Annotated in this window: 23 protein-coding genes and 1 pseudogene; 10 read left to right on the top strand and 14 right to left on the bottom strand. The window is 71.8% G+C overall.

The genetic code is table 11. From position 1 onward, the window contains the following. The 3 genes and pseudogenes from ACQPZP_RS30300 to ACQPZP_RS30290 all read right to left on the bottom strand — a co-directional run. Positions 1-504: pseudogene (locus ACQPZP_RS30300) on the bottom strand (creatininase family protein); the annotation flags it as partial. Further along, positions 404-1,336 (bottom strand): phosphatase PAP2 family protein, encoded by a 933-nt coding sequence (locus ACQPZP_RS30295; RefSeq protein WP_433473127.1) that lies wholly within the window; start codon positions 1,334-1,336, stop codon positions 404-406. The gene ACQPZP_RS30295 and the pseudogene ACQPZP_RS30300, both read right to left, overlap by 101 nt. Before the next feature lie 149 nt (positions 1,337-1,485). Continuing rightward, complete coding sequence (locus tag ACQPZP_RS30290; protein WP_433479700.1) at positions 1,486-2,946, bottom strand: metallophosphoesterase family protein; 1,461 nt, start codon at positions 2,944-2,946, stop codon at positions 1,486-1,488. Between the two features lie 344 nt (positions 2,947-3,290). Between ACQPZP_RS30290 and ACQPZP_RS30285 the strand changes: the two genes are divergently transcribed. Further along, positions 3,291-3,794, top strand: a complete 504-nt coding sequence (locus tag ACQPZP_RS30285) for a hypothetical protein (RefSeq protein ID WP_433473126.1) — start codon at positions 3,291-3,293, stop codon at positions 3,792-3,794. Between the two features lie 12 nt (positions 3,795-3,806). Here ACQPZP_RS30285 and ACQPZP_RS30280 read toward each other — a convergent pair whose 3' ends face one another. The 5 genes from ACQPZP_RS30280 to ACQPZP_RS30260 form a co-directional block, all read right to left on the bottom strand. Next, positions 3,807-4,421 (bottom strand): hypothetical protein, encoded by a 615-nt coding sequence (locus tag ACQPZP_RS30280; RefSeq protein WP_433473125.1) that lies wholly within the window; start codon positions 4,419-4,421, stop codon positions 3,807-3,809. Positions 4,422-4,655: 234 nt separating this feature from the next. Further along, complete coding sequence (locus ACQPZP_RS30275) at positions 4,656-5,081, bottom strand: VOC family protein (protein ID WP_433479699.1); 426 nt, start codon at positions 5,079-5,081, stop codon at positions 4,656-4,658. Between the two features lie 218 nt (positions 5,082-5,299). Beyond that, positions 5,300-5,791, bottom strand: a complete 492-nt coding sequence (locus ACQPZP_RS30270) for a hypothetical protein (RefSeq protein WP_433473124.1) — start codon at positions 5,789-5,791, stop codon at positions 5,300-5,302. 297 nt (positions 5,792-6,088) lie between these two features. Then, complete coding sequence (locus ACQPZP_RS30265) at positions 6,089-7,312, bottom strand: DUF222 domain-containing protein (protein ID WP_433473123.1); 1,224 nt, start codon at positions 7,310-7,312, stop codon at positions 6,089-6,091. A gap of 438 nt (positions 7,313-7,750) precedes the next feature. Beyond that, the gene (locus tag ACQPZP_RS30260; protein ID WP_433473122.1) at positions 7,751-8,506 is read right to left on the bottom strand and encodes a class I SAM-dependent methyltransferase; all 756 of its coding nucleotides are present in this window, start codon (positions 8,504-8,506) and stop codon (positions 7,751-7,753) included. A gap of 85 nt (positions 8,507-8,591) precedes the next feature. On the opposite strand from ACQPZP_RS30260, the gene ACQPZP_RS30255 reads away from it, so the two are divergent. Further along, entirely contained in the window at positions 8,592-9,092 is a 501-nt protein-coding gene (locus tag ACQPZP_RS30255) for a winged helix-turn-helix transcriptional regulator (protein ID WP_433473121.1), read from the top strand. 3 nt (positions 9,093-9,095) lie between these two features. On the opposite strand, the gene ACQPZP_RS30250 is transcribed toward ACQPZP_RS30255, so the two are convergent. Further along, complete coding sequence (locus ACQPZP_RS30250) at positions 9,096-10,214, bottom strand: ROK family protein (protein WP_433473120.1); 1,119 nt, start codon at positions 10,212-10,214, stop codon at positions 9,096-9,098. 149 nt (positions 10,215-10,363) lie between these two features. Here ACQPZP_RS30250 and edd point away from each other — a divergent pair, with 149 nt between their 5' ends. The 4 genes from edd to ACQPZP_RS30230 are packed head-to-tail and all read left to right on the top strand — an operon-like array spanning position 10,364 to position 14,198. Continuing rightward, positions 10,364-12,175 (top strand): phosphogluconate dehydratase, encoded by a 1,812-nt coding sequence (edd, locus tag ACQPZP_RS30245; RefSeq protein ID WP_433473119.1) that lies wholly within the window; start codon positions 10,364-10,366, stop codon positions 12,173-12,175. Next, positions 12,172-13,149: a glucokinase gene (gene glk, locus ACQPZP_RS30240; RefSeq protein ID WP_433473118.1), complete on the top strand. Its 978-nt coding sequence runs from the start codon at positions 12,172-12,174 to the stop codon at positions 13,147-13,149. The genes edd and glk overlap by 4 nt, the downstream gene beginning before the upstream one ends. Further along, entirely contained in the window at positions 13,146-13,772 is a 627-nt protein-coding gene (locus tag ACQPZP_RS30235) for a bifunctional 4-hydroxy-2-oxoglutarate aldolase/2-dehydro-3-deoxy-phosphogluconate aldolase (RefSeq protein ID WP_433462759.1), read from the top strand. The genes glk and ACQPZP_RS30235 overlap by 4 nt, the downstream gene beginning before the upstream one ends. A gap of 36 nt (positions 13,773-13,808) precedes the next feature. Then, positions 13,809-14,198 (top strand): PPOX class F420-dependent oxidoreductase, encoded by a 390-nt coding sequence (locus ACQPZP_RS30230; RefSeq protein WP_433473117.1) that lies wholly within the window; start codon positions 13,809-13,811, stop codon positions 14,196-14,198. Here ACQPZP_RS30230 and ACQPZP_RS30225 read toward each other — a convergent pair. Continuing rightward, positions 14,171-14,350, bottom strand: coding sequence for a hypothetical protein (locus ACQPZP_RS30225; protein ID WP_433473116.1), 180 nt, complete (start codon positions 14,348-14,350; stop codon positions 14,171-14,173). The two genes, ACQPZP_RS30230 and ACQPZP_RS30225, sit on opposite strands and share 28 nt — an antisense overlap. Positions 14,351-14,423: 73 nt before the next feature. On the opposite strand from ACQPZP_RS30225, the gene ACQPZP_RS30220 reads away from it, so the two are divergent. Next, positions 14,424-15,350 (top strand): LysR family transcriptional regulator, encoded by a 927-nt coding sequence (locus ACQPZP_RS30220; RefSeq protein ID WP_433473115.1) that lies wholly within the window; start codon positions 14,424-14,426, stop codon positions 15,348-15,350. 1 nt (position 15,351) lies between these two features. Here ACQPZP_RS30220 and ACQPZP_RS30215 read toward each other — a convergent pair whose 3' ends face one another. Then, positions 15,352-17,892 carry an ABC transporter permease gene (locus tag ACQPZP_RS30215; RefSeq protein WP_433473114.1) on the bottom strand — a complete coding sequence of 847 codons (2,541 nt, stop codon included), beginning with the start codon at positions 17,890-17,892 and terminating at the stop codon, positions 15,352-15,354. Between the two features lie 130 nt (positions 17,893-18,022). Here ACQPZP_RS30215 and ACQPZP_RS30210 point away from each other — a divergent pair, with 130 nt between their 5' ends. Together ACQPZP_RS30210 and ACQPZP_RS30205 are read left to right on the top strand one after the other, a co-directional pair. Beyond that, complete coding sequence (locus ACQPZP_RS30210; RefSeq protein ID WP_433473113.1) at positions 18,023-19,306, top strand: sensor histidine kinase; 1,284 nt, start codon at positions 18,023-18,025, stop codon at positions 19,304-19,306. 5 nt (positions 19,307-19,311) lie between these two features. Beyond that, positions 19,312-19,947 (top strand): response regulator, encoded by a 636-nt coding sequence (locus ACQPZP_RS30205; RefSeq protein ID WP_433473112.1) that lies wholly within the window; start codon positions 19,312-19,314, stop codon positions 19,945-19,947. A gap of 6 nt (positions 19,948-19,953) precedes the next feature. On the opposite strand, the gene ACQPZP_RS30200 is transcribed toward ACQPZP_RS30205, so the two are convergent. After that, positions 19,954-20,442, bottom strand: a complete 489-nt coding sequence (locus ACQPZP_RS30200) for a DUF1707 SHOCT-like domain-containing protein (protein WP_433473111.1) — start codon at positions 20,440-20,442, stop codon at positions 19,954-19,956. Positions 20,443-20,444: 2 nt separating this feature from the next. Then, positions 20,445-21,104: a PadR family transcriptional regulator gene (locus tag ACQPZP_RS30195; protein WP_433473110.1), complete on the bottom strand. Its 660-nt coding sequence runs from the start codon at positions 21,102-21,104 to the stop codon at positions 20,445-20,447. A 216-nt stretch (positions 21,105-21,320) separates the two neighbouring features. Between ACQPZP_RS30195 and ACQPZP_RS30190 the strand changes: the two genes are divergently transcribed. Next, positions 21,321-23,312 (top strand): phosphatase PAP2 family protein, encoded by a 1,992-nt coding sequence (locus tag ACQPZP_RS30190; protein ID WP_433473109.1) that lies wholly within the window; start codon positions 21,321-21,323, stop codon positions 23,310-23,312. Positions 23,313-23,316: 4 nt separating this feature from the next. Here the strand turns inward: ACQPZP_RS30190 and hpnH are convergent, their stop codons facing one another. Beyond that, positions 23,317-24,315: an adenosyl-hopene transferase HpnH gene (gene hpnH / locus ACQPZP_RS30185; RefSeq protein WP_433473108.1), complete on the bottom strand. Its 999-nt coding sequence runs from the start codon at positions 24,313-24,315 to the stop codon at positions 23,317-23,319. Positions 24,316-24,324 lie beyond the last annotated feature (9 nt).

Raw genomic sequence — 24,324 nt, 5'->3', positions numbered from 1 at the left:
CCGCCCGATGACGCCGGTCCGCGTGTAGGCCGCCATCCCCGTGGTGAGCAGGTGCCGCCGGTCGTCGGCCAGGTGGTCGGCGGTCTCGTACCCGTCCCTGACCAGTTCGGGATGGGCGTGCAGCAGGATCGACGTCTCCAGTTCCCCGGCGTGCATGTCGCTGGCGCCGGGCGTCTCGACACCGGCCGCCGCGCTCGCCTCGTCCCACTCGTCCAGTCCGGGGAACAGGGCCATGTCGCCGTGCGCCTCCTGGACGACGTTGCCCAGCACGTAGTTGCCCCCGTGCCCGTTGACCAGCACCAGCTTCGGGACACCGGCCCGCCGCAGCGACTCGGCGACGTCCCTGACCACCGCGTGGAGGGTCGCCGCCGAGATGCTCACCGTCCCGGGCCAGCCGTCGTGCTCATGCGAGCACGAGATCGTCACGGGCGGGAGCGTCCGCACCGGATGGACCTTCGCGATCTCCGCCGCGATCGTGCAGGCGATCACCGTGTCCGTCGCCAGCGGCAGGTACGGGCCGTGCTGCTCGTGGCTCCCGACCGGCAGGACCGCCACGGGAACGTCCGGAACCTCGGAACTCGTGTGCGTCGGCAGCATGCCCCCCACTCTGCCGCACCCGCCCGGTGATCGAAACCAGCGCCATGGCGCCCGCGAGGAGCAGGGCGGCGACGATCCCGTCCGTCCAGTAGTGGTTGGCCGTGACGACCACCACGAAGACCGTGACCGGCGCGTGCAGGGCGACGACCCACCGCCACCGGCTCCGCGACACCCGCAGGACCGCGACGGCGACCAGGATCGCCCACCCGATGTGCAGGGACGGCATGGCCGCGTACTGGTTGGCGATCCCGTCGGCCGCCGCCGGATAGGCCGACGGCCCGACGGTCAGCATCGTGTCCACGGCGCCGATGCCCGCCAGCCGCGGCGGCGCCAGCGGGAACAGCATGTGCACGGCGAGCCCGGCGGCCGTCAGCACCACCAGCTCGTTCCGCACCCTGGCGTAGGCCGCGCGATGCCGGACATAGAGCCAGACCAGCAGCAACGCCGTCCCCGGGAAATGGACGCTCACGTAATACACGTTGGCCAGGAACGCCGTGTGATCCCATCCGAGCGCCCAATGCTGGAAACCGACCTCGCTCGGCAGCCAGTGCCGCTCGAACCCCCACAGCCGGTGCGCGTTCGACATGGCCTGGCCGGGGCCGTGCTCGATCAGCGTCCGGCCCCACTTGTAGAAGGAGAACAGGACCGCGAGCAGCCCCATCTCGGTGAGGAGCGGCCGCACCCCGCCCCGCACGGCCCCGCCCCGCATCGCCCCGCCCGCCGCGACCCCGCTCGCCATCGTGTCCTCCCGTGCCGGTGTTCCGCGTCCAATCACAACCCTCGCGTCCGACACTTCTCGGGACATTGGGCCCAGCTACCCGAACCCGGGAGGGAAAGCCCACGGCCGGGGGTGGAGCTAACCCCACCCCCACCGTGGATTCCCGATGGTCACTTGCAGGTGAACTCCTTGGTCGGGCCGGTGCTCAGAACGCAGTCCAGCGGCCATGCCTGCCCGGAACTCTCGTGGAAGGTGAGATGCCACTGACCGCCCGTGTCCCGCAGTAGCGCGTAGCCGTGCATACCGTGCGAGACAGAGTGCTGAACGGTCTGGCCGTCGACCGTCTGGCCCATCACCTTGGTGTCGTCCGGAGGGGTGTCGAGCGTCGTCCCGGAGGAGCCCACGGTCAGTTGCGGGGGGCGCGTGCTGTTGAGGAAGTCGAGCATTTGGTAAAGGTGCACGTGGCCCGACAACACGAGGCGGACGTTGGCGGCCAGGGACCCTTTGGACGTCTGCCGCACCGCGCTCGCGAGCGTCGGGTTCGTCCATCCCACGGCGGTGGACGAGGCGCGTTTGACCATCCACAGCGGCTTGTGGCTGATGAGGAAATAGTCGTGCTTCTGATGGTTGGCGGCCAGGGCGTTCACCTCGTCGAACCGTTTCGCGTACTCGCGCGCCTGGGCCTTGTCCGGCTGGTCGCCGTCACTGGCCGAGCTGGAGTCGAACAGGATGAAGTGCAGGCTGCCCGCATTGATCTGGGCGGGCTCGGTCTCGGTCTGCCGGTCCGTGAAGCATTTGTTGTCCTTCTGGGGAACCGTGGCGAAATAGCGGAACCACTCGGCGCCGCGTCCCACTTTTCCGGGCGTGCAGTCCTCGTGATTGCCTCGCGCGAAGATGAGCGGCGCCTCGGCGAGCAGGGCCTCGGCCGGCCGGAGGAAGTCCTTGATGAGGCACGCCCAGTCGGCCGCCTGTCCTTGAGCGTCGCAGCCCGGGGTGGCGTCGTCGGCGCCTTCCGGCTGTTCCCGGTACACGTAGTCGCCGACGTGGACGACGAGGTCCGGTCTGGACTGGGCGGCCGCGTGCATGGAGAGCGGCTCGAAGGGCCAGTTCTTCTGGCAGTCCTGGTTCTGCGGACTGCCGACCGTGGACGATGTGACCTCGCAACCGGCGTCTCCGATGACCGCGACGCTCCGGGGACGCCCGTTCACGGGCCATTCGGGCAGCGGAAGCTGGTGATTCCCCGGATGCACGGTGAGCGCGTTGGTCGTCGTCGGCTCGATCAGCGCATTTGCCGCTCCGTCGGGAATCGGCACTGTGCAGAAGGTGGTCGGAAACTGCTGGAGCCCGCCGCCGGTGATGTAAGGATCGCTGACCTTCCTCATCACCGGGTTGTGAAGCAGCCCTCCATGGCTGTATTGCACGGTTGGACAGTGCCCGGTGGGCTTCTCGGTCGTGGCGAACCGGATCTCGGTCGAATGGCTCGTCCCGTTCACCAACTGCGTCCAGGCCCATGCCTCGCCGTTCTTCGTCATGACGGGCGGCGCCGGCCCCGACGGTTTCGCGGACGGGCTGGGAGCGGAATGCGCCAGCCCGGCCATCACGGCGGCCAGCAGCCCGCCGGCGGCCATCATGGACGCCACTATTCGCGACATAAAACCAGGTATCCCCTCAAATGTTTAAAATGGGCTAATCCGACACCTGGGAATCGGTGCCCGACGCCGATCGATCTGCCCTGGTTGATCCGCCGCCATGTCAGATGTTGCATGTGGTGTTGTTCAAGTTATGTCCGTCCGATTGTGGAAGGACGGCTCTTCGCCCCGATGCTCCATCCAGGGCGTCCGCGCGACGTCGGCGGCACCAGGCGGGGCCGGTCCGGCAGCCGACAGGCGATTGCCGTTTTTGGGAGGTTCTCGTCCCTCCCTTTGCGAGTGTTCGTGCGAGGCTCGATGAAGCGGACCGACCGCCTGGAGGGCCGATGAAGGCGCTGCTGAACTCGTTGAACGAGCCTGAGCTGGCTCTCGTCCGGGAGACCGAGACCGCTGTGCTCTCCGACCTCACGGAGGACGGGCTCGCGGACCTGCACACACGGGTCCGGCGTGCCCGCAACAAGTACAGCAAGCTGTACCGGCGCGCCGCGAGCACGCGGGTCGAGGAGTTCGGCGGACGCGGCAAGGCCCGTCCGAAGAACCAGCGGAACGCCCAGAAGGCGGAGGTGTTCGAGGACGCGCTGGCCCGCGTGAGCTGGTACCTGGCAAGGGCCGCGAGGCGCAGCGCCGCGGAACTGAAGGCCGAGCGCCTCGCCGCCGCCGGCCCCGCCCGCACGCCCCCGCCGCAGCCCGGAGCCCCGCACCCGGAGGCGATGACGGCCCAGACCACGCCCCGCCGCAGACCGACGACCGCCGACCCGGCCCTCAACCGCCGCCACGCCGCGACCCGCGCCAAGGGAGCCCGGAGGCAGGCCCGCCGCGACAGCCGCTGACCGCGGCTCTGGTCAGCGACCGATTCTGCGCGCCACCGTGGCCCGGTAGCAGAAGAGTTTCCAGTGGGCGGTCGCGTCGGTATGCCCCACCGGGACGACCTTGGAACCGGTCGCGGCCGTCACGTCCTTCGCGCCGGCGAGGAAGACCATGAACGTACTGAGGTTGTGCTCGTATCCCTCGTAGTACCACTTGCTGCGCAGGATCTTCTGGCCCCTGCCGAAGGGCTCCTGCAGAAGCTCCTGAGCCCGCGGAGGCAGGTTGCCGATCACTCCGCGGGCCTCCCCGCTGAGACCCAGGTCAGGAGGCGTGGCTCCGTTGGAACCGATCGACGGAGAAGCGTGCGGAGCCGGACGGTGGTCCACCTCGACGGTACGCAGCGAACCGGGCGCGAACTGAAATGAGGAGATGGCGTACACCGGGCGGTGTGCGGTGTTGATCCGCGGCTCGGCAATGGAGAGTCCCGCATCGCCGAAGGTCACGGCGTAGGCACGGCCATCTCCGCTGGACCTGTCGGGACCGGCGAGCCACTCGATGGCGGTTCCGGACAGCTCGGCGAGCCGCTGCCGGGTACGCGGTCCGATCGACTCCCAATACTCCTCACGCAGCATGCCCTCGCCGAGCGTCATCTCACCCGGACGATGAAGGGGAGTGGCGCCGCGGGTGGTGAGCGGGCCGCTGCCACGCCGCTCCGGGCTGACGGAGCCGGACGGCACTACCGGGAAGGACGAATCCACGGGCCGCGCCCCCTTGACCACTCACCGACACTCTTGATCAGGCTACCGGGACGACGCACGACAAGTCAGGTGTCCGTCACCGATCCTGCGGCCTCTTCAGGCCGGGCACGCGGCAACGTTCCGTCTTCACCCGAGCTGCTCGGCCAGCCCGACGACGATGCCCTCGGGGCCGCGGACGTAGCAGAGCCGATAGCTGTCCTCGAACCGCGCGATCTCCCCGACGAGTTCGGCGCCGTGGGCCTCCAGGCGGGCCACGACGTCCTCGATGTCGTCGACGGCGAACATGATGCGGCGTATGCCCAGCGTGTTCGCCGGCGCGTTCTGCGGCTCCGGGTTGATCGCCGCCGGCGTGTGGAAGCTCGCCAGTTCGATCCGGCCGTGCCCGTCCGGGGTCCGCAGCATGGCGACGTCCTGCCGGACGTCGTCGATTCCGATGACGCGTTCCACCCAGCGCCCCTCGATCGGCCCCTTGCCCTCCAGCTCCATACCGAGTTCGACGAAGAACGCAATAACAGCCTCAAGGTCATCGACCACGATGAGCACGTTGTCCATGCGCTGAATCGCCATAGGCCCGAGCGTAGCGGCCGATCTTGCGTCGGCATCGCCCAGCACCGCGACCATGCCCGCACTGCTGCACCCAAGCCATGGCGCCACCACTGCCAACCCGCCCGCATTGTTCACGGTCGGGCGTCTTGAGTAGGAAGCCGCTGGCGCCGGCGCGCGCGGCGGGGGACCGGTAACCTCGGCCCCCCGCCGAATGGCGGCCTCCATCAGACCTCAGTCCGGCGCGTCGCCCGTCGGCGCTGGAACACCATTGCGCCTCCGGCCCCCAGGATCAGGGCAACACCAGCGCCCATGAGCGGCAGGCTCGTGCCACCGGACACACCACCGATACCGGTCTTCGCCCCACCCTTTGGGGTGATCGTCACGTGGCCGTGGAACTTGATGGGGCGGTCCACGTCATCGCAGAGCCCCTCGATGCGGTGCTCACCCACTGTGGCGGTGCTCTTGATGGGCACCGGATTCGGCGTTGCCCCTTCAGTAAAGCTCGCAGGGGCGTTGAACGCGGTCGAACTCAGCGTCACGTTGTGGGCTTGGCACGCCGAGGGGACGTCGACGGTGACCGGCCCCGTCTCCCCCTGACGCACCGAGTTCGGGCTCACGGTCACCTCACCCGGCGGATCCGCCATCGCGGGCGCCGCGAGACCCATGGTGGCCGCGCCGACCACCCCGGCGGCCGCCACTGCGCTCCTCAGTTGCATCTTGTCCTCCTCGCAACACGGCAGCGGATTTTCCCCCGCTCCGGAACCGTGCTGTTTCAACCTCCGATGAGCGACCTGCCCGAGTTTGTTTGCAAATTCGCAGCAAACCATCGCCGATCATTCCTGTGCCCGACCATCGCAAAGTTGGCGATGATCAACATGGTCACCAGGGCCTCTCCCTGTCTCCGATGCCGTCGTGACTACGGCGCCCGGTTCGTTGAAGGCCGCGCTCGTCCCCAGGTCCGGTGGCGGACTGAGGGCTGATCCTCGGTTTGCGTTTCGCCCCGCCCTCGCGAGTTACTGGCGGGTGGGGAGGGGGATGTGCCAGCGTCCTGAAGGGGTTATCCAGATGAGGAGGCCTGGCCAGGGTTGGATCAGTGTCCAGCCGGGGGACTGTTTCGCCCGGTGATGTCGCCTGCAGAGTGGGGCGAGATTGCAATGGCAGGTGATTCCCCGGCCCCAGGGGATGGTGTGGTCGAGGTCGCAGCGGCTTGACCGGCGGTTGCACGTCGGGAAGGCGCAGGTTTCGTGGCGTGCCTCGATCATCCGCCGCATTGCCGCCGGTGGGCGGTAGCCGCTGTGGCCGTGCCGGTCGGGCGTCTGGCCGGTGGCCTGGCACCAGTTTTCGTGTAGGCCGCGCAGTTGGTCGTGCATGTCCTGGACGGCGCGCGTGATCATGAAGGGGAGAGCCTTCGCTCGTCCCGTGGCGCGGGCGTGGGTGAGAATCTTGGTGAGGCGCTGGTCGGCCATCTCGGCGAGCGTCTCGACGAGTGAAAGAGGGCGGATGTCGCCGTCACTCTTGATTCCTCGCGCCACCGCGGTGATCTTGTTGAAGATGGCGTGGGCCTCGCTCGTCTCCAGCCCGGTGATGGCAAGGTCGGCCGTGCCGTCCGGCGTGCCCCAGATCTGCAGGTCGCGGCGGCGGACGGCTTCGCGCTTGCGCTCTTCGAGTTGTTCGGGGGCGAGTCGCTGCACGATGCGCCTGAGGCGCCGACGGAGTTGCCCGGTGGTCTGATCTGGTGCCTTGTCGAGGACGGCGGCCTCGGCTCGTTCGGGGATTCCGTCCGGGAGCCCATTGGTGAGATCGCAGATCACGCGGGTCTTGTGCAGGTCGATCCGACCGGTCTCCAGGGCCTGGCGTGTGCCGGGCAGGTCATCGGCAAGCCGGTCGGCGAGGTGGACCAGAGTGGCGGCCGCGTTGCCGGTGACCGTGAGTGTGGCGGCCACTTCCTCGACGACCGACTCATGGGCGGACAAGATCCGGTAATCGGTGTCATCATCTTCGTCCGCGGCAGCTTTCCGGCGGCGCGACAGTTCGGCGATGGCGGCGAGTTCGCGAGCCTGCGCCCAGGAGGTCTGGCGTCGCGCCGCGGCGGCCACTTCCATGAGTTCCGTGTCCGAGAGTTCGTCCAACCCACCGGAAAGGCAGATCGCCAGCTGCGGTCCTGGGGGAAACCATCCGCGCCCATCCCATTCGCCGATTTCCGTACGCACGTCATCGACGATCGACAGAGCACTCATCGCAAGATCCCCCCTCTCGCAAGTAAAACCATAATACCACGATGGTGACCCTGCGGAGCCAATTAACGACCTTCTGTGAAGCTTTTCCTTGACCCTTCTCTTGATCGTCAAAGCTGAGGCGGTCTTTTTGTCGGAATAGCGTGGCTGAGCGAGGTGGACGGCTGGGCAGGCCCCTGCGGGGTAGAGGCGCGCGCCTTCGGTACGTGCTTCGTCGAGACCACGCGGCCGTCAGGCCGCGCCAAGGGGCAGAAGGCTCGTAAAGCCGCAGATGAGAACCCCATCAGAACCGGCTACCTCGGCCAACGTGACAGCAATATGCGGTGACCGAAACGGGCACGCAGGCAGAAAGGACCGGGCCCAGCCGTCCACTCGCATCAGCCAGGCTTTTCGGTAAATCACCCACCTGTAGGTTCACCAACCATCACGTAAGCACAGGCTTCAGTTGCGGCGGGCGTGGCCCAGGTAGGTGACCAGAGGCGGGCCGTCCGGGTCGAGTTTGAATTCCACCAGGGAAGGCAGTTGCTCGTCCGTGACGCGCCCTGCACGTCGGGCGCGGGTGGCGGTCACCAGGGCGGGGGCGCTGCGGGGTTTGAATGAGCAGGTCCCCAGGTTGATAAGGCCGTGCGCGGTCATTCGAGAGGCCAGTTCGGCGGGCGGACGCAGCCGGGAGGCCGTGTATCGGCCGGGCGGCATGATGCGGGTTCCGGGGAAGCGCTGGAACGCACCAAGATAGATCAGGCGGGACAGCGGAGTGCGGTTGACGGTGTCGTAGATCAGGGTGCCGCCGCTGCGCAGTAGCCGGGACGCAGCGGAAAGCACGGCGTCCAAGTCCTCGGTGATTTCGAAAGTGTCCGCGCAGTACACCAGGTCGTAGGCGCCTTCCGGCAGGCCGGGATGCTCGGCTGGGGCGACCGCGTACACGACCTCCCCTGCGTCGTCGGCCTGCCGGGCGAGTTCGGCGGCCTCGGGTGACGGGTCCACCGACGTGACCTCCATGCCCCGGCCGGCGAGGCCGCGGGCGAGCAGGCCCCGGCCGCCGCCGATCACCGCCGCGCGGATTCCGGCGGTGGGCACGCCGTGAAGGACATCGGCGACGTAACGCAGGCGCACGTCCTGGAACACGACCGCCCGGAGGTGGCGTCCGTCGACGGTGCCGGGTGCGGACGAGTTCAGGGCCAGGGTCGGTGCTGCCATGGCGGGTCCCTTCCCGAGAGTGAGTTTCCTAAGGGAACTTAACATCGCCAGGTTCCCTCGGGGAACTCGGGTAGGGTCGGATGCCGTGACGCGTACACCACTGGGCCAGGTCGCCTGCTCGATCGCCCGGGCCACCGACCTGTTCGGCGACGCCTGGACGGCGCTGATCATGCGGGACGTCATCGCCGGCGTCACCCGGTTCGACGATCTGGCCCGCGACCTGGGCATCTCCCGCAAGGTTCTGGCCGCGCGGCTGGCCCGCCTGGTGGAAGAGGACGTGCTGGTCCGCGAGCGCTACCAGGATCACCCGCCGCGCGAGCACTACCGCGCCACCGTCAAGGGCGAGGAGCTGTATCCGGTCCTCCTAGCGCTCATGGCCTGGGGTGATCGCTGGTATGCCGGGCCGGAAGGGCCGCCGGCGCGCATCCGGCACCTGGACTGCGGGCACGACACCGTGTCCGTCCCGTCGTGCGCCCATTGCGGCGGGCCGTTGACGCCGGCCAACACCACGCAATTGCCCGGCCCGGGCGGGCGCGTCGGACCCGGGACACGCGTGCTCGGCCCCCTGCTGGCCGAACGCGCCTGAAACTCAGGTGGCGTCGATGGCGGTGGGGGCGAGGATGTGGTCCAGCACCATGGCGGCGCACCCGGTCAGGCCCGCCTGTTCGCCCAGGCGGCTGGGCTCGATGCGCAGGTTGCGGGTGGCCAGCGCGGTGGAGCGCTGGTAGACGATCTCGCGCAGGCCCGCGATGAGGGGCTCGTCGGCGCCGACGAGGTCGCCGCCGAGGACGACGACGGCGGGGTTGAGGAGATTGACGGCGGTGGCGACGACCTCGCCGATGCGGCGGCCGGCGTCGCGGAGGAGGGCCACGGTGGCGGGGTCGCCGGAGCGGGCGAGGGCGGCGAGGCCGGGGAGGTCGTCCGCCGGGGACCGGGCGAGGAGCGCCGTGCCGCTCGCGATGGCCTCGACGCAGTTCACGTTGCCGCAGCGGCAGGGGGCCTCGACGGACGACGGGACGGGGACGTGCCCGATCTCCCCGGCCGCGCCCAGTGCCCCGCGCTGGATGCGGCCGCCGAGGATGAGGGCCGCGCCGATGCCCGTCGAGACCTTGACGAAGAGGAGGTCGTCGACGCCGGGGTGGGCCTGGTGCTCGCCCAGGGCGGCGGCGTTGACCTCGTTGTCCAGGTAGGCGGGGACGCCGAAGCGGTCGGAGACGGGGGCGCCGATCTCGACGGCGTCCCAGCGTCCGGCGACGTGCTCGACGGCATCGGGGACGCCGAGGCCGACGCCGCGGACGGCGGACGGGTCGATGCCGGAGGACGACAGCAGCGACGACCACTGGTCGAGGAGCCGGGGGAGCGTCTTGCTCGCGGTGACCTCGGCCGGGGGGCCGTCGGCGCGGGCGAGGATCGTCCCGGCGAGGTCGCAGACGGCGAGTTGGCCGCGGGACTGGCCGAGGTTCGCGACGAGGACGGCCCCGCCCGCGGCGTTGAACTCCAGGCGGGCCGGGGGACGCCCGCCGGTGGACGGTCCGTCGGCGCGTTCGACGAGGAGGCCGCGGGCGATCAGCGAGGAGACGCGGGACGCCACCGCCGGGCGCGACAGACCGGTGATGCGGCCGAGGTCGGCGCGCGTGGCGATGCCGTCCTCGCGAATCAGGCGGAGGATGTCGCCGCTCGTTGAGGGGCGCGTGACGGGGCGCGGCATCCGGCCAGTCAAGCATGAGCCCCTTCGGTACGTCCAGTTGGCGGAACCGACGAACTTTTGTCATCCAAAGTTCATAAGTGGGCTTGATTGCATGACCAATGTCTCGATAGCTTGACGATCTGGAGATCCCCCCGGTCCTGGAGCATCTGATGGCTGTGCATCCCGTGTTGGCGGAAGTGACCCGCCGCGTCGTCGAGCGGAGCGCCGGACGGCGTGACGCGTACTTGAGCCGCCTGGGGGACGCCCGCACCGAGGGCCCCGTGCGCGGCGGGATGGGCTGCGCCAACCTCGCGCACGGCTTCGCCGCCTGCGGCGTCCAGGACAAGCTGTGGCTCCGCGGTGACGTCACGCCGAACATCGCGATCGTGTCGGCGTACAACGACATGCTGTCCGCGCACCAGCCGCTCCAGGACTACCCGGACATGCTGAAGGCCGCGATCCGGGCGGCGGGCGGGACGGCGCAGTTCGCCGGCGGCGTGCCCGCCATGTGCGACGGCATCACGCAGGGCCGTGCGGGCATGGAACTGTCGCTGTTCAGCCGGGACGTGGTGGCGATGGCGACGGCCGTGGCGCTGTCCCACGACATGTTCGACGGCGCCCTCATGCTGGGCGTGTGCGACAAGATCGTCCCGGGACTGGTGATCGGGGCGCTGTCGTTCGGGCATCTGCCGGTGATCCTGGTGCCGGCCGGGCCGATGGCGTCGGGGCTGCCGAACGGGGAGAAGGCGAAGGTCCGCAAGCGGTTCGCCGCCGGGGAGATCGGCCGCGACCAGCTGCTCGCCGCCGAGGCCGCGTCCTACCACTCGCCCGGCACCTGCACCTTCTACGGGACGGCCAACTCCAACCAGCTGCTCATGGAGGTCATGGGCCTGCACCTTCCGGGGGCGAGCTTCGTCCCGCCGGGCACGAAGATGCGGGACGCCCTGACCGAGGCGGCCGGCCGCCGCATCCTGAAGCTCACCGGACTGGCCGACGAGTACACCCCGATCGGGGAGCTGCTGGACGAGCGCGCGTTCGTGAACGGCGTCGTCGCCCTCCTCGCGACGGGCGGCTCGACCAACCACACGCTGCATCTGGTCGCGATGGCCGCGGCCGCGGGCATCGAGCTGACCTGGGACGACTTCGACGAGCTGTCGAAGGTCACGCCGCTGCTCACCCGGCTCTACCCGAACGGGACCGCCGATGTGAACCACTTCCACGCGGCGGGCGGCACCGCGTTCCTCATCGGCGAGCTGATCGACGCCGGGCTGCTGCACGAGGACGCGCGGACGGTCGGCGGCGCCACTCTCGCCACCTACAGGAACGTTCCAGAGTACGCCGACGGCACGGTCGAGTGGCGTCAGAGCGTGACCGCGTCGGGCGACACGGACGTGCTGCGCCCGGTCGCCGAGCCGTTCGACTCGCACGGCGGCCTGCACACCGTGCGCGGCAACCTCGGGCGCGCGGTGATCAAGGTGTCGGCCGTCCGTGCCGAGCACCGGACGATCGAGGCCCCCGCCCGCGTGTTCGACTCGCAGGAGCGGCTCCAGGAGGCGTTCGCCGCCGGGGAGCTGGACCGGGACGTGGTGGCGGTCGTCCGCAACCAGGGCCCGCGCGCCAACGGGATGCCGGAGCTGCACCGGCTCACGCCGCCGCTTGGTGTCCTGCAGGACCGCGGGCACCGCGTCGCGCTCGTGACGGACGGCCGCATGTCGGGCGCGTCCGGAGCGGTGCCCGCCGCGATCCACGTGTCGCCGGAGGCGGCGGCGGGCGGACCGCTCGCCCGGGTCCGCGACGGCGACATCGTGCGGCTCGACGCGGACGCCGGTGTGCTGGAGGTCCTCGTCCCCGACGAGGAGTTCGCCGCCCGCGAGCCCGCCGCAGGACCGCCCGAGCAGACCTGGGGCACGGGACGCGAGCTGTTCCAGTCGTTCCGCCACGCGGTCGGCCCGGCCGAACGCGGTGCCGGGGTCTTCTCATGAGCGAAGCCGGTTATTGGCTGGTCGCCGACGTTGGCGGTACCAATGCCCGGTTCGCGCTGGTGGACGGCCCGGACGGCACCCCGTTCAACGTCCGGTCGCTGCCGACCCGCGGCCACTCCGGTCTCGCGGAGGCCGCGGCCGCCTACCTCGCCCGGTACGCGCCGGAGGCCGAGCCGGTGGCCGCGTGCCTGGCGGTGGCCGGGCCGGTCGGGGACGGCACCTTCCACCTGACCAACGCCGGATGGCCGAGGACCTCGGCCGAGGCGGTGCGCACCCGCCTCGGCCTGCCGCACCTGGAGGTCGTCAACGACTTCGAGGCGCTCGCCCTCTCCCTGCCGCGCCTGGGCGCGGACGACCTCGTCTTCATCGGGGACGAGCGGCCGGCGGCCGGCGGGCCGCGGGCGGTGGTCGGCCCGGGCACGGGCCTCGGCGTCGCCGGTCTCGTCCCGGCCCCGTCCGGCTGGGTGCCGCTGCCCGGCGAGGGCGGCCAGGTCGACGTCCCGCCCGCCACCGACCGGGAGGTGGAGGTGACGCGGCTGCTCCGCGCCGAGAAGGGCGCGGCCACCGCCGAGTACCTGCTCTGCGGGGCGGGCCTCGCCCGCATCCACCGCTACCTGGCCCTGATCGACGGCGCGCCGGTGAGGGTACGGACCGCCGAGCAGATCAGCGAGAACCGCGACGACCCGCTGTGCCGCGAGGCGCTGGAGATGTTCTGCGCGCTGCTCGGGTCGCTCGCCGGCAACGTGGCCCTGACGCTCGGCGCCCGGGGCGGCGTCTATCTTGGCGGGGGCATCCTGCCCCGCATCGTGGACGTGCTGCGCGGCAGCGCGTTCCGCGCCCGCTTCGAGGGGAAGCCCCCCGTCGAGGACTACCTGCGCGCCATCCCGACGGCGCTCATCGTCCACCCCGCCCCGGCCCTCGCCGGGGCCACCGTCCGGCTCGCGCAGAGCCTGCCCCACCTGGAGCCCGCATGATCGCCGAAGACCTGTTCGACCTCGCGCCCGTCATTCCCGTCGTGGTGCTGGACGACGCGGAGACCGCCGTCCCGCTGGCCCGCGCGCTGGTGGACGGCGGGCTGCCGGTCATCGAGGTGACGCTCCGCACGCCGGCCGCGGTGGAGGCGATCACGCGGATCGCCGCCGAGGTCCCGGACGCGGTGGTCGGCGCGGGGACGGTCGTCCGCCCCGAGGACGCCGAGCGCTCGGCCGCCGCCGGGGCCAGGTTCCTGGTCAGCCCCGGCTGCACGCCCCGGCTCCAGGCGGCGATGGTCGCGACCGGGCTGCCGTTCCTGCCGGGCGTCGCGACGGCGTCCGAGGCGATCGCGCTGCTGGAGGGCGGGATCACGGCGATGAAGTTCTTCCCCGCCGAGGCCGCGGGCGGGGCCGGCTACCTGAAGTCGCTCGGCGGGCCGCTGCCGCAGGTCCGGTTCTGCCCGACGGGCGGCATCAGCCCGCGGAACGCCGCCGACTACCTGGAGCTGAAGAACGTCGGCTGCGTCGGCGGCTCCTGGCTCACCCCGGCGGACACCGTCCGCGCCGGCGACTGGGACCGCATCCGCAAGCTCGCCTCCGAAGCGGCGGCCCTCCGCGCGCGGTGATGTCACATCCGGCGGCGGCACTCCCGTCTCCTGGGCATGAACACCACAATGACACCGGAGACGCTGAAGAAGCAGCGGACGTTCCTGCTGACGTCCTACCGTAAGGACGGGACGCCGGTAGGGACGCCCGTCAACATCGTCGTGCGGGACGGCCGCGCGTACTTCCGCACCTACGACAAGGCGTTCAAGACCAAGCGGCTCGCGCGCAACCCCGAGGTGGAACTGGCGCCGAGCACCTTCAAGGGCAAGGTCACCGGCCCGGAGGTGCACGGCCGCGTGCGGCCCGTCGCCGCTGAGGAGTCGAAGCCGATCGCCAGGCTGCTCGCCCGCAAGCATCCCCTCCTGCAGGGGATAGCGGTGCCGCTCGCGCACCGGCTGAAGCACTACCGGACGATGTACTACGAGCTCATCCTCGCCGAGGAGTGATCGCGGCAGTGCGGGCAGGGGCCCGCGACGAGGCCCTGGCCGCCGCCCGTCGGGACGAGGTCCATCCGGAGCCGCCCGCAGGCGCAGCGCGTCCAGACCACGATGCCGTCGCTGGTGAGGTGCCGGGAAACGAGAGTGTTCTGCTGGCTCATGGCAGCAGTCTGCAACCGGCCGAACGTTGGCGTCCATTTCAGATTTACATACTGGATCGTGCAATATGGTTTCATGATTGACCTGCGGCGACTGCACATGCTCCGGCTCGTCCACCAGTACGGGACGGTCACGTCCGCGGCCGAGGCGCTGCACCTCACGCCGTCCGCCGTCTCGCACCATCTGCGCGAGCTGGCGCGGGAGCTGAAGGTGCCGCTGCTGGAGCCGCAGGGCCGCAAGGTGCGGCTGACCCCGGCCGCGTACCTGCTGATCGAGCACGCCGACGGGCTCCTCGCCAAGTGGGAGGAGACCCTCGCCGACCTGGAGTCGCACCGGGCCGGGGGCGCCGGCCCGCTGCGCATGTGCGGGTTCACCACGGCGGTCGGCGGTCTCGTCGCCCCGGCCGCCGGCGCGCTGCTGCGAGACGATCCGGATCTCACCGTCGAGATCCGCGAATGCGACACCGACGTCGCCATGGGGATGCTGGCCGCGGGAGAGACCGACATCGCGGTCATCGAGCCGACCCCGGACGCGCCGCCGCCCGGCGACCCGCGCTTCGACCGGGAGCCGCTGCTGGAGGAGGCCCTCGACCTCATCGTCCCGGCCGGGCATCCGCTCGCCCTCCGGCCCGGCGTCCGGCTGGAGGACGCGGCCGGTGAGCCGTGGATCAGCGTCGAGCCCGCGGGCTGCGCCCACCACCAGCAGGTCATGGCCTACTGCGCCGCCGCCGGGTTCACGCCCCGCATCGCGCACAACGCCACCACCTGGTCGGTGATCTGGGCGCTCGTCGCCAACGGCCTCGGGGTGTCCCTCGTCCCGCGGCTGGCCGGAGGGCCGTCCGACCAGCCCGTCGTGCGGGTGCCGCTGAGCGGCGACGGCGTCCCGAAGCGGCGCGTGCTGACCTGCGTGCGGCGCGGCAGCCGCGGAAACCCGCTGATCGCGCGCGGGCTCCGGGCCCTGCGGGACGCCGTCCCCGACCGCTGCGGCCGCATGGCGGCATGACTCATTCCGTGGCGATCGCCTGGAGGACGTTCAGCCGGGCGGCCCGGCGGGCGGGCCACACGGCGGCGGCGACGCCGATCGCGGCCGCCGCCGCGACGCACACCGCCAGCCGCCCGTAGGGGATCGCGAGGACCTCCATCCCGCCGTCCCCCGCGGCCAGCGCGTGCTGCAGGACGATCCCGAGCAGCACCCCCGTGCCCACGCCCAGCACCGCGCCGAACAGCGACACCACGACCGCCTCGCAGCGGATCATCCGGCGGAGCTGGCGGCGCTGCATGCCAAGGGCCCGGAGCATGCCGATCTCGCGCGTCCGCTCGGTCACCGCGAGCGCGAGCGTGTTGACGATGCCGAGCGCGGCGACGAGGACCGACAGCACCAGCAGGCCGAGGACGAGGTCGAGGAACAGGTCGATGTCGCCGGCGGCGTCGGCCTTGATCTGGGCGCGGTCCTTCAGCTCCAGGTTGGGCCAGGGGGCGAGCGCCTTCTCCAGCGCGCCTCGCGTCGCGGTGGTCACGTTGATCTCGATGCGGTCGACGGGGGCGTCCGGGTCGTGCGCCCGGTAGCCCGCCCAGTTGATGATCATGGTGGGGGCGGACGGAGTCAGGGACGGCCGGTCCGCGTAGACCCCCGCTATGCGGAACCTCCGGCGCGTCCCGTCCTGGTACTCGCCGCCGATCGTGGTCCCGGTCTTCCAGCCCTGAGCCTTGGCGACCGTGGCGCCGACCAGCAGTTCGTCTCCGCCGGCGGATGAGGAGCCCGCCTGGAGTGGAAGCCGGAAGTGGGCCAGCAGCTCGCCCGGCGTACCGGCCGTGGCCGTCCGGACGGAACCGTCCAGCCTGAACCGGGCCGTCCGGATCGGGATCGCCGTCCGCACGCCCGCGACCCCCGCCACCGCGCGGGCCGCGTCCGCGCCCACCGGCGTTACCTGGCTGCGGCCCGTGACCTGGTAGTCGGCGGTGAGGCCGGCGTCGAGCTGCCGGTCCACCGACGACGCCATCGACTGGACGATCACCGACACGGTCGCGATCAGCGCGAGGCCGATCGTCAGCGCGGACGCCGTCGCCGCCGTCTGCCGCGGCTCGCGCAGCGCGTTCCGCCCGCCCATCCGGCCCGCGCTGCCGCCCCACCGCGCGAACGGCCAGGCCAGGACACGGATCGACGGACGGCTCAGCACCGGCGAGACCGTGACCACCCCGGCGAACACCGCCAGGGCCCCCGCTCCGGTCAGCGTCAGCGCCGCGCGCCCGTCCGCCGCGAATCCGGCGGCGATCAGCCCCGCGCCCGCGACGGACGCGCCCGCGCCGCAAACGACCCGTCCGCGCAGCGGCCGGGGCGGCGCCGTCCCCTCGCGCAGGGCGGCGACGGGCGGGATCCGCGACGCGCGGCGCGCCGGGACGAACGCCGCGGCGAGCGTCACCGGCATCCCCACCGCGTAGGACGCGACCACGGCCGAGGCGGGCAGCACCAGCGTCCCGAGCGGCAGTTCGCCGCCCGTGACGGCCGACAGCAGCCGGGCCAGCCCGGCCGCGACGCCCGCGCCCGCCGCCAGGCCGAGCGTCGAGCCGGCCAGGCCGACCCCGGCCGCCTCGCCGAGCACCGACCGGGTCACCTGGCCGCGGGACGCGCCGACGGCCCGCAGCAGCGCCAGCTCCTTCACCCGGGCGGTCACCAGCATCGCGAACGTGTTGAAGATGATGAACGAGCCGACGAACACGGCGATCAACGCGAAGACCAGCAGGAACGTCCGCATCACCTTGAGGATCTCCTTGAAGGGGCCGGCCTGCTCGTCGATGGCGCGCCGACCGGTGACCGCCTCGATCCCCGGCGGGAGCGCCGCGGCCACGGCGTCCCGGAGCCGCTGTTGCGAGACGCCGTCGTCGGCGTGCACCACGATCCGCGCATATGTCCCCGGATGGTCGGAAAGGACCCGCATCGCCGTGCCCGGCGCGAACGCGGTCATCGAGATCGCGCCGCTCAGCGCCGAGTCGCCGACCTCGAACAGGCCCGTGAGGCGGAACGTCCGCGTGCCGGAGAGCAGCGCGACCCTGACCCGGTCGCCGATCCGGTAGCCGGCATCGCGCGCGGTGGTGACGTCGGTCGCGATCTCGTCCGGCGCCGCGGGCGGCCTGCCGGAGGTGAGGCGGGGCAGGGACAGGTCCCGGTCGCCGTCCCAGGCCACCCCGGTCTGCGGCTCGGAGCCGGCGATCCGGCCGCGCCGGTCGACGACGGCGGCGAATCCGGTGACGACCCCGTGCGCCTTCGCGACCCCGTCCACGTCCTGGACGGACGCGAGCACCGATGCCGGGACCGGACGGTCGGACGCCCGCTCGCCGAGCCCTGGCTCGAAGGCCCGCTGCGACCGGACGATCACGTCCGTGCCGCGCCCGAGGTCGTCGAAGGCGCGGTCGAACGAGCGGTCCAGCGTGGCCGAGAAGATCAGTGTGCCTGCGACGAACGCGACGCCGGCGACCACCGCGACCGTCGACATCAGCAGGCGGGCGCGGTGCGCGACCAGGCCCCGGAAGACGAGCTTGACCATCATGCCGCCGATTCCAGCCGGGAGAGGCGTCCCGGCGGCAGCGCGGATCGTCGCGTCCGGGCCCTACGAACCGCCGGGCGGACGCGACTTTCGTAGGGGTGGCGGGGGCCGCCGGGGTGCGTACCGTGAGGGGATGACCCGGCTCCTGCCGCCCGGACGGCGCCGTGACCGCATGGCGGACGCCGTCGTCGTGCTGTCCGGGGCGGCGCTCAGCCTGCAGACCGCCACCGACCCGCACACGATCGTCCGCTGGTACGGCGGCGCGTCGATCGCGCTGCTCATGGTGCCCGCCGCCGCGCTGGCGTTCCGGCGCCGCGCACCGCTGCGGGTCGCCTGGCTCACCGCCGGGTTCGCCGCGCTGGTCTGGCTCCTGGAGGTGATCGCGCCGGGCACGGTGCTGCGGGTGCACGCCGACCACACCCTCGACCCGGTGCTGTGGTGGCCGCCGACCGCGCCGCTCGCCGCGTACGCGGTGATGGCGTTCCCGCGCGAGGGCGGCCGGCCGGTCTGGATCCGCTGGCCACCCGTCGCCGCGCTGCTCCTCACGCTCGGCTGGACGGACGACGTGCTCCCCGACTCGGCCATGCGGCACTTCTCCGCCGGCGAGACCGACAGCGTCGACGCGATGGTGTTCCGCAGCTTCGCCGTCGTGATCGGCGGGGCGCTGCTCGGCATGTACGCCGCCGCGCGCCGCCGCGTCCTGCACGCCCTCACCGAGCGGGCCGAGCGGGCCGAGCGGGAGCGGCACCTCCTCGCCGAGCAGGCGCGGGCGGAGGAACGGGCCCGGCTCGCCGCCGAGATGCACGACGTCGTGGCGCACCGGGTCACGCTGATGGTGCTCCAGGCGGGGGCGCTGCGGGTCCGGGCGCCGGACGAGCCGACCCGCGCGGCCGCGGAGGAGTTGCGCGGCACCGGGTGCCAGGCCCTCGAAGAGCTGCGCGACGTGATCGGCCTGCTGCGCCGGGACCCGGAGGGCGCGCCCGCGGCGGTCTCCGAGCCGCTGCCGGATCTGTCCGCGCTGGTCGCCGACTCGGCGGCGGTCGGCGTCCCGGTCGAACTGGCCGAGCACGGCGACCCGCCGTCCGCCTCGCCCGCCGTCGGGCGCACCGCCTACCGGATCGTCCAGGAGGGGCTGACGAACGCCCGCAAGCACGCGCCGGGCGCCGCCGTCGAGGTGGACGTCCGCTACCGGACGGACGGCGTGACGCTGACCGTCCGCAACGCGGCCCCGTCCCGCGAGCCGGACGCCGAACTGGCCGCCAGCGGCTCCGGGATGGGCCTCGCAGGGCTCCGCGAACGCGTCGAGCTGATCGGCGGGACGTTCACGGCGGGCCCGGACGGGGGCGGCTTCCGCGTCGAGGCGTCCCTCCCCGCCTACGTGCCCGTGCCGGCGCCCGACCCGGCCGGCCTGCCGTGATCACCGTGCTGCTCGTCGACGACGAGCCGATGGTGTGCGCGCACCTGCGCACCATCCTCGGCGCGGCCGGCGACGTCCAGGTGGTCGGCGAGGCGCACGACGGGGCGGCGGGCGTCGAGGCCGTCGTCCGGTACCGGCCGCACGTGGTCCTCATGGACCTGCGGATGCCGGGCGTGGACGGTCTCGCCGCCATCGAGCGGATCGCCGCGCTGCGCTCCCCGCCCGTGGTCGTCGCGCTGACCACGTTCGACGCCGACGAGTACGTCATCCGGGCGCTGCGGGCGGGCGCGGCGGGATTCCTGCTGAAGTCGACGCCGCCCGAGGACCTGGTGAAGCTCGTCCGCGTCGCCGCCGACGGGCACACGGTCATGTCGGCCGCCGCGACGATGCGGCTGCTCGGCTCGGCGGCGGACCGCGCGTCCGGCCGCGACCGGACGCGCGCGCTCGTCGGCGGCCTCACCGAACGGGAGACGCAGGTGCTGGCCTGCCTCGGCGAGGGCCTGCCCAACGCGCAGATCGCGGGCCGCCTCCACCTCAGCGAGGCCACCGTCAAGGGCCACGTCTCCCGGCTGCTCGACAAGCTCGGCTGCGCCAACCGCACGCAGGCCGGCCTCCTCGCCCGCGACGCCGGCCTGCGCTGAGCCCGGTCAGGCTCCCGGCAGGCGCCGGTGGGACCGGCGGCGCACCCCGAACGCCAGCATGAGCGCGCGGATGACCCAGACGGCCAGCGCGATCTGCAGGACGACGAGGAATCCCGTCCCCGGACCGGCCGTGAAGGCGAGCACGAGGAACACCCCGAGCAGGAGCGGGAACGCCGGGAAGCGCGGCCCGTGCCGGTGGTGGCGGGCCATGTGCCGGTGATGGCGCTGCCACGCGGGGTGCCCCGGCCCGCCGAACATGACCGACATCCCCGGCTCCCACGCGGGCGCCTTGGGTGGTTCGGGCAGTCCGGTCGGGGACGGGAGGTCGCGGACGAGGGCCCGCAGGTCGCCGCGCGTCTTGGCGGACAGCACGGCCTCCAGCCGCTCGTCCAGTTCGCCGCGGTCCAGGCGTCCCTCGGCGAAGTGGTCGTGCAAGGCGACCATGACGGCGTCCCGCTCGGCGTCGCCGATCCGGATCTCGTCGTGGAGGGCCATGATCACTCCTCGGTGTCGTCCGCCGTCGGCCCCGGTTCGTCCCCGCGGTCGTCGGTCAGGTCGTCGGCCAGGATGCGGTACAGGCTGCGGCGGGTCTCCGACAGGACGTCCTTGGCCTGGGCGACCTGCTCGGGCGAGCCGGAGTGGACGATCTGCATCACCGCGGCCCCCGTCTGCGCGGCCTGCTTGAACAGCTCCGGGACGCCCTCGCCGAACTCGGGCGTCATCTCCGCCCACGGCTCGGTCAGCCGGTCGGCGTTCTCCTCCACGTAGGCCCGGCCCTCGTCGGTCAGGTGGAAGGTGCGGCGCCCGCCGGACTCGTCGCCGGCGATCAGCCCCTCGTCGGCGAGCTGCTGCAGCGCCGGGTAGACCGCGCCGGGGCTCGGCTTCCAGGCCCCGTCGCTGCGCTCGTTGATCTCCTGGATGATCTGGTAGCCGTTGCGCGGCTCCTCGGCCAGCAGCACGAGGATCGCCGCCCGGACGTTCCCCTTGCGCGCCTTGGGGCCCCGGCCCCACGGCCCGCCGCGCCCCCGCGCCCAGGGCGGGCGGGGGCCCGGTCCGTGGCCGAAGCCGCCGGGCGGCCCCCAGGGGCCGGGCCCGCCGCCGAACAGCGCGCCGAAGTTCGGCAGGTCGCCGCGTCCCCAGGGTCCGCGTCCATGCATGTGCCCCATGTTCTCCACCACCTTCTGAGAGCTCTCTATGATCTCTCGCGATACGACAACGATATATCGAAGACGTACGGTCGGGCCAGATGGTTCCGGGAGATTCCGAGCGGACCGCAGAGGGGTTCATCGCGGCGAACCGGGCATGATCCCGAATACCGGCATCGCCGTCTGTTATCGCGGATCAGTGGGTACCAATCCGGGGCGAGGGGGACGATGGGCGTACACGAAGCGGTGACCGCGCGTGACACGGTCTACACACCGGGCGTCACGGGCAGCCGGCCTCGCGCCAGGAACGAACTCGCGCTGGGCCTGGCGCTGTTCGCGCTGTACTCGCTGGTGACAATGCTGCCCGAGCAGTCGAGGATGACGGCGGCCCGCGAGCACGGGGACTCGCTCTACAGCCTGGAGCGGGCCCTCCATCTCGACGTGGAACCGACCCTCAACGGCTGGCTCGCGGGCCAGCCGTTCTGGCGGGTGCTGGCCAACTACGAGTACGCGATCACCTACATCGCGAGCGCGCTGGTCCTGCTGATCTGGTTATTCCTGCGGCATCCCGAGCGGTACCGGACGGCCCGCAACGCCTTCGTCATGCTCAACATCGGCGGGCTGGCGTGCTTCGCGCTGTATCCCGTCATGCCGCCGCGGCTGATGCCCGACCTCGGCTTCATCGACACCGTCAGCAAAGGCCGCACGTGGGGGTCGTGGGGCTCCCCGATGGTGGAGCACGCGGACGAGTTCGCCGCCGTCCCGTCCCTGCACATGGCCTGGACGCTGTGGGTCGGCGTCGAGCTCGCCCGGGTGAACGCGAAGCGATGGGTGCAGGGACTGAACACCGCGCACATCCTGCTCACGCTCTACGTCATCCTGGCGACCGCGAATCACTATTTGCTGGACGCCGTCGCCGCCGTACCCTTCGTTGTCGTGCCGGTGTACGCCGCGGAACGCCTCGCCCGCCCGCCGTCGTCGCGCGTCCAGGGGCCCGACGCCTTCTTCCTCGCGGTGGAGACGCCCGAGGCGCCGCAGCATCCCGGCGGTGTGATCATGCTCGACACCTCGCGCGCGGACGTCGGCCGGGCCGATCTCGTCCGGGTGATCAAGGAGCGGCTGGACGGGCTCCCGCGCTTCCGGCAGCGGCTCGTCCGCCACACGGGATGGCGGGGCGGCTGGCGCCGCCCCGTGTGGCGCGACCACGACTCCGTCGACTGGGAGTGGCACGTCCCCGAACGGCACGTCGACGGCATGGCGGGCCTGCGAGCCGAGGTCGCCCGGATCCAGTCCGAGGTGCTGCCGCTGGACCGGCCGCCGTGGCGGATGGTCGTGGTGAAGGGGGCCGAGCCCGGCCGCACCGCCGTCGTCTACCTGATGCACCACGTCGTCGCCGACGGCGTCGGCATCGTGGCGCAGGCCATGTATCTGATGGACCCGCCGCCGGAACCCGTCGCCGGGCCACCCCGCGCGCCGTTCCGAAAGGCGCTCGCCACCGTGGTCGGTCTCGGCCAGCTCGCCACCGCCGTCACGAGGCCGGAGCCGCTGCCCGCCGCCGGGACGGCCGAACGCCGGTACAGCACCATGGACCTGCCGCTGAGCACGGTGCGGGACGTGGCCCGCCGCTACGGCGCCCGCGTGACCGACGTCGTCCTGTGCGCCGTCGCGGGCGCCCTGAACCGGGTCGTCAGCGAGGACGACGGGCGGCCCGACACCTGCCGCGTCGCGGTCCCGCTGATGATGCGGCCGCCCGGCAGCGCGATGGTGGGCAACCACACCACCGCCGTGATGGTGGACCTGCCGGTCGGGAAGATGTCGGAGCCCGACCGGCTCGCGTTGATCGCCAGGCGCAGCCGGGTGCTGCGGTCGGGGACGCGGGCGCAGGCCGCCTGGTTCGTGATGTGGCAGGCCGGACGGCTGATGCCGGTCCCGCTGCACGCCCGCTTCGCCCGGATGTCCTACAGCGGACGGTTCCTGCAGGGCACCGTGTCGAGCCTCCCGGGGCCCGACAGGCAGCTGTGGCTGGCGGGCGCGGCCCTCACCGCCGTGTACCCGATCGTCCCGCTCGCGCCCGGCGCGCCGCTGGCGATCGCCGGGCTCGGCGTCGACCGCGACCTGTGCTTCGGCCTCTCCGTAGACCCGGGCCTGGCCGAGGACGCCGACGCGCTGATGGACGCCGTCCACGACGTCATCGAGGAACTGCGCGACGAGCCCGAGTGAAGGATCATACGCTCCGCATCGCGCGGATCGACTCCCTGAGCGAGCCCATCGTCGCGAACACGGCAGTGGGCTCGTAGCCGCAGTGCGCCATGCAGTTCGCGCAGCGGTCGTCTCGTCCCCGGCCGTAGGCGTTCCAGTCGGTCGTGTCGAGGAGTTCCTGGTAGGTCTCGGTGTACCCGTCGTCCATCAGGTAGCAGGGCCGCTGCCAGCCCTTCAGCGAGTACGACGGGATCGCCCACGCCGTGCACGGGAAGTCGACCTTGCCTTCGAGGAAGTCGAGGAACAAGGGGGAGTGGTTGAACCGCCAGCGCTTGCGCCGGCCGTCGGCGAACGTCTTGCGGAACAGGTTCCTGGTCTCCTCGACGCCGAGGAAATGGTCCTGGTCAGGTGCCTTCTCGTAGGCGTAGGCGGGCGAGATCATCATCTGGTCGACGCGCAGGTCGTCGTTGAGGTAGTCGAGCACGTCGATGACGGTCTGCGGGGTGTCGGTGTTGAACACGGTCGTGTTCGTCGTGACCCGGAACCCGCGCTCCTGGCACATCCTGATCGCCTCGACCGCCTGGTCGAACACGCCTTCCTTGCAGACGGACGCGTCGTGCCGCTCTCGTAATCCGTCGATGTGCACCGCCCAGGCGAAGTAGCGCGACGGCTTGAACAGGTCGATCTTCTTCGGGATCAGCGCCGCGTTCGTGCACAGGAACACGTACCGCTTCATCCTGATCAGCTCGGCGACCAGCTCGCCGATCCGCGGATGCATCAGCGGCTCGCCGCCCGCGATCGACACCATCGGCGCGCCGCACTCGCGGACCGCCGCGACCGCCTGCTCGACCGGCATCCGCTGCTTCAGCACGTCCGCCGGATGCTGGATCTTGCCGCAGCCCGCGCACGCCAGGTTGCACGCGTACAGCGGCTCCAGCTCGACGATCAGCGGGTACCTCGTCCGCCCCGCCAGCCGGTTGCGCAGGACGTATCCGCCGACGCGCAGGCTCTGGCGCAGTGGCATCGCCATTCT

The organism is Spirillospora sp. CA-142024 (assembly GCF_050942325.1).
Taxonomy (GTDB): Bacteria; Actinomycetota; Actinomycetes; order Streptosporangiales; family Streptosporangiaceae; genus Spirillospora.
This window is presented reverse-complemented; position numbering and strand designations above follow the sequence as displayed.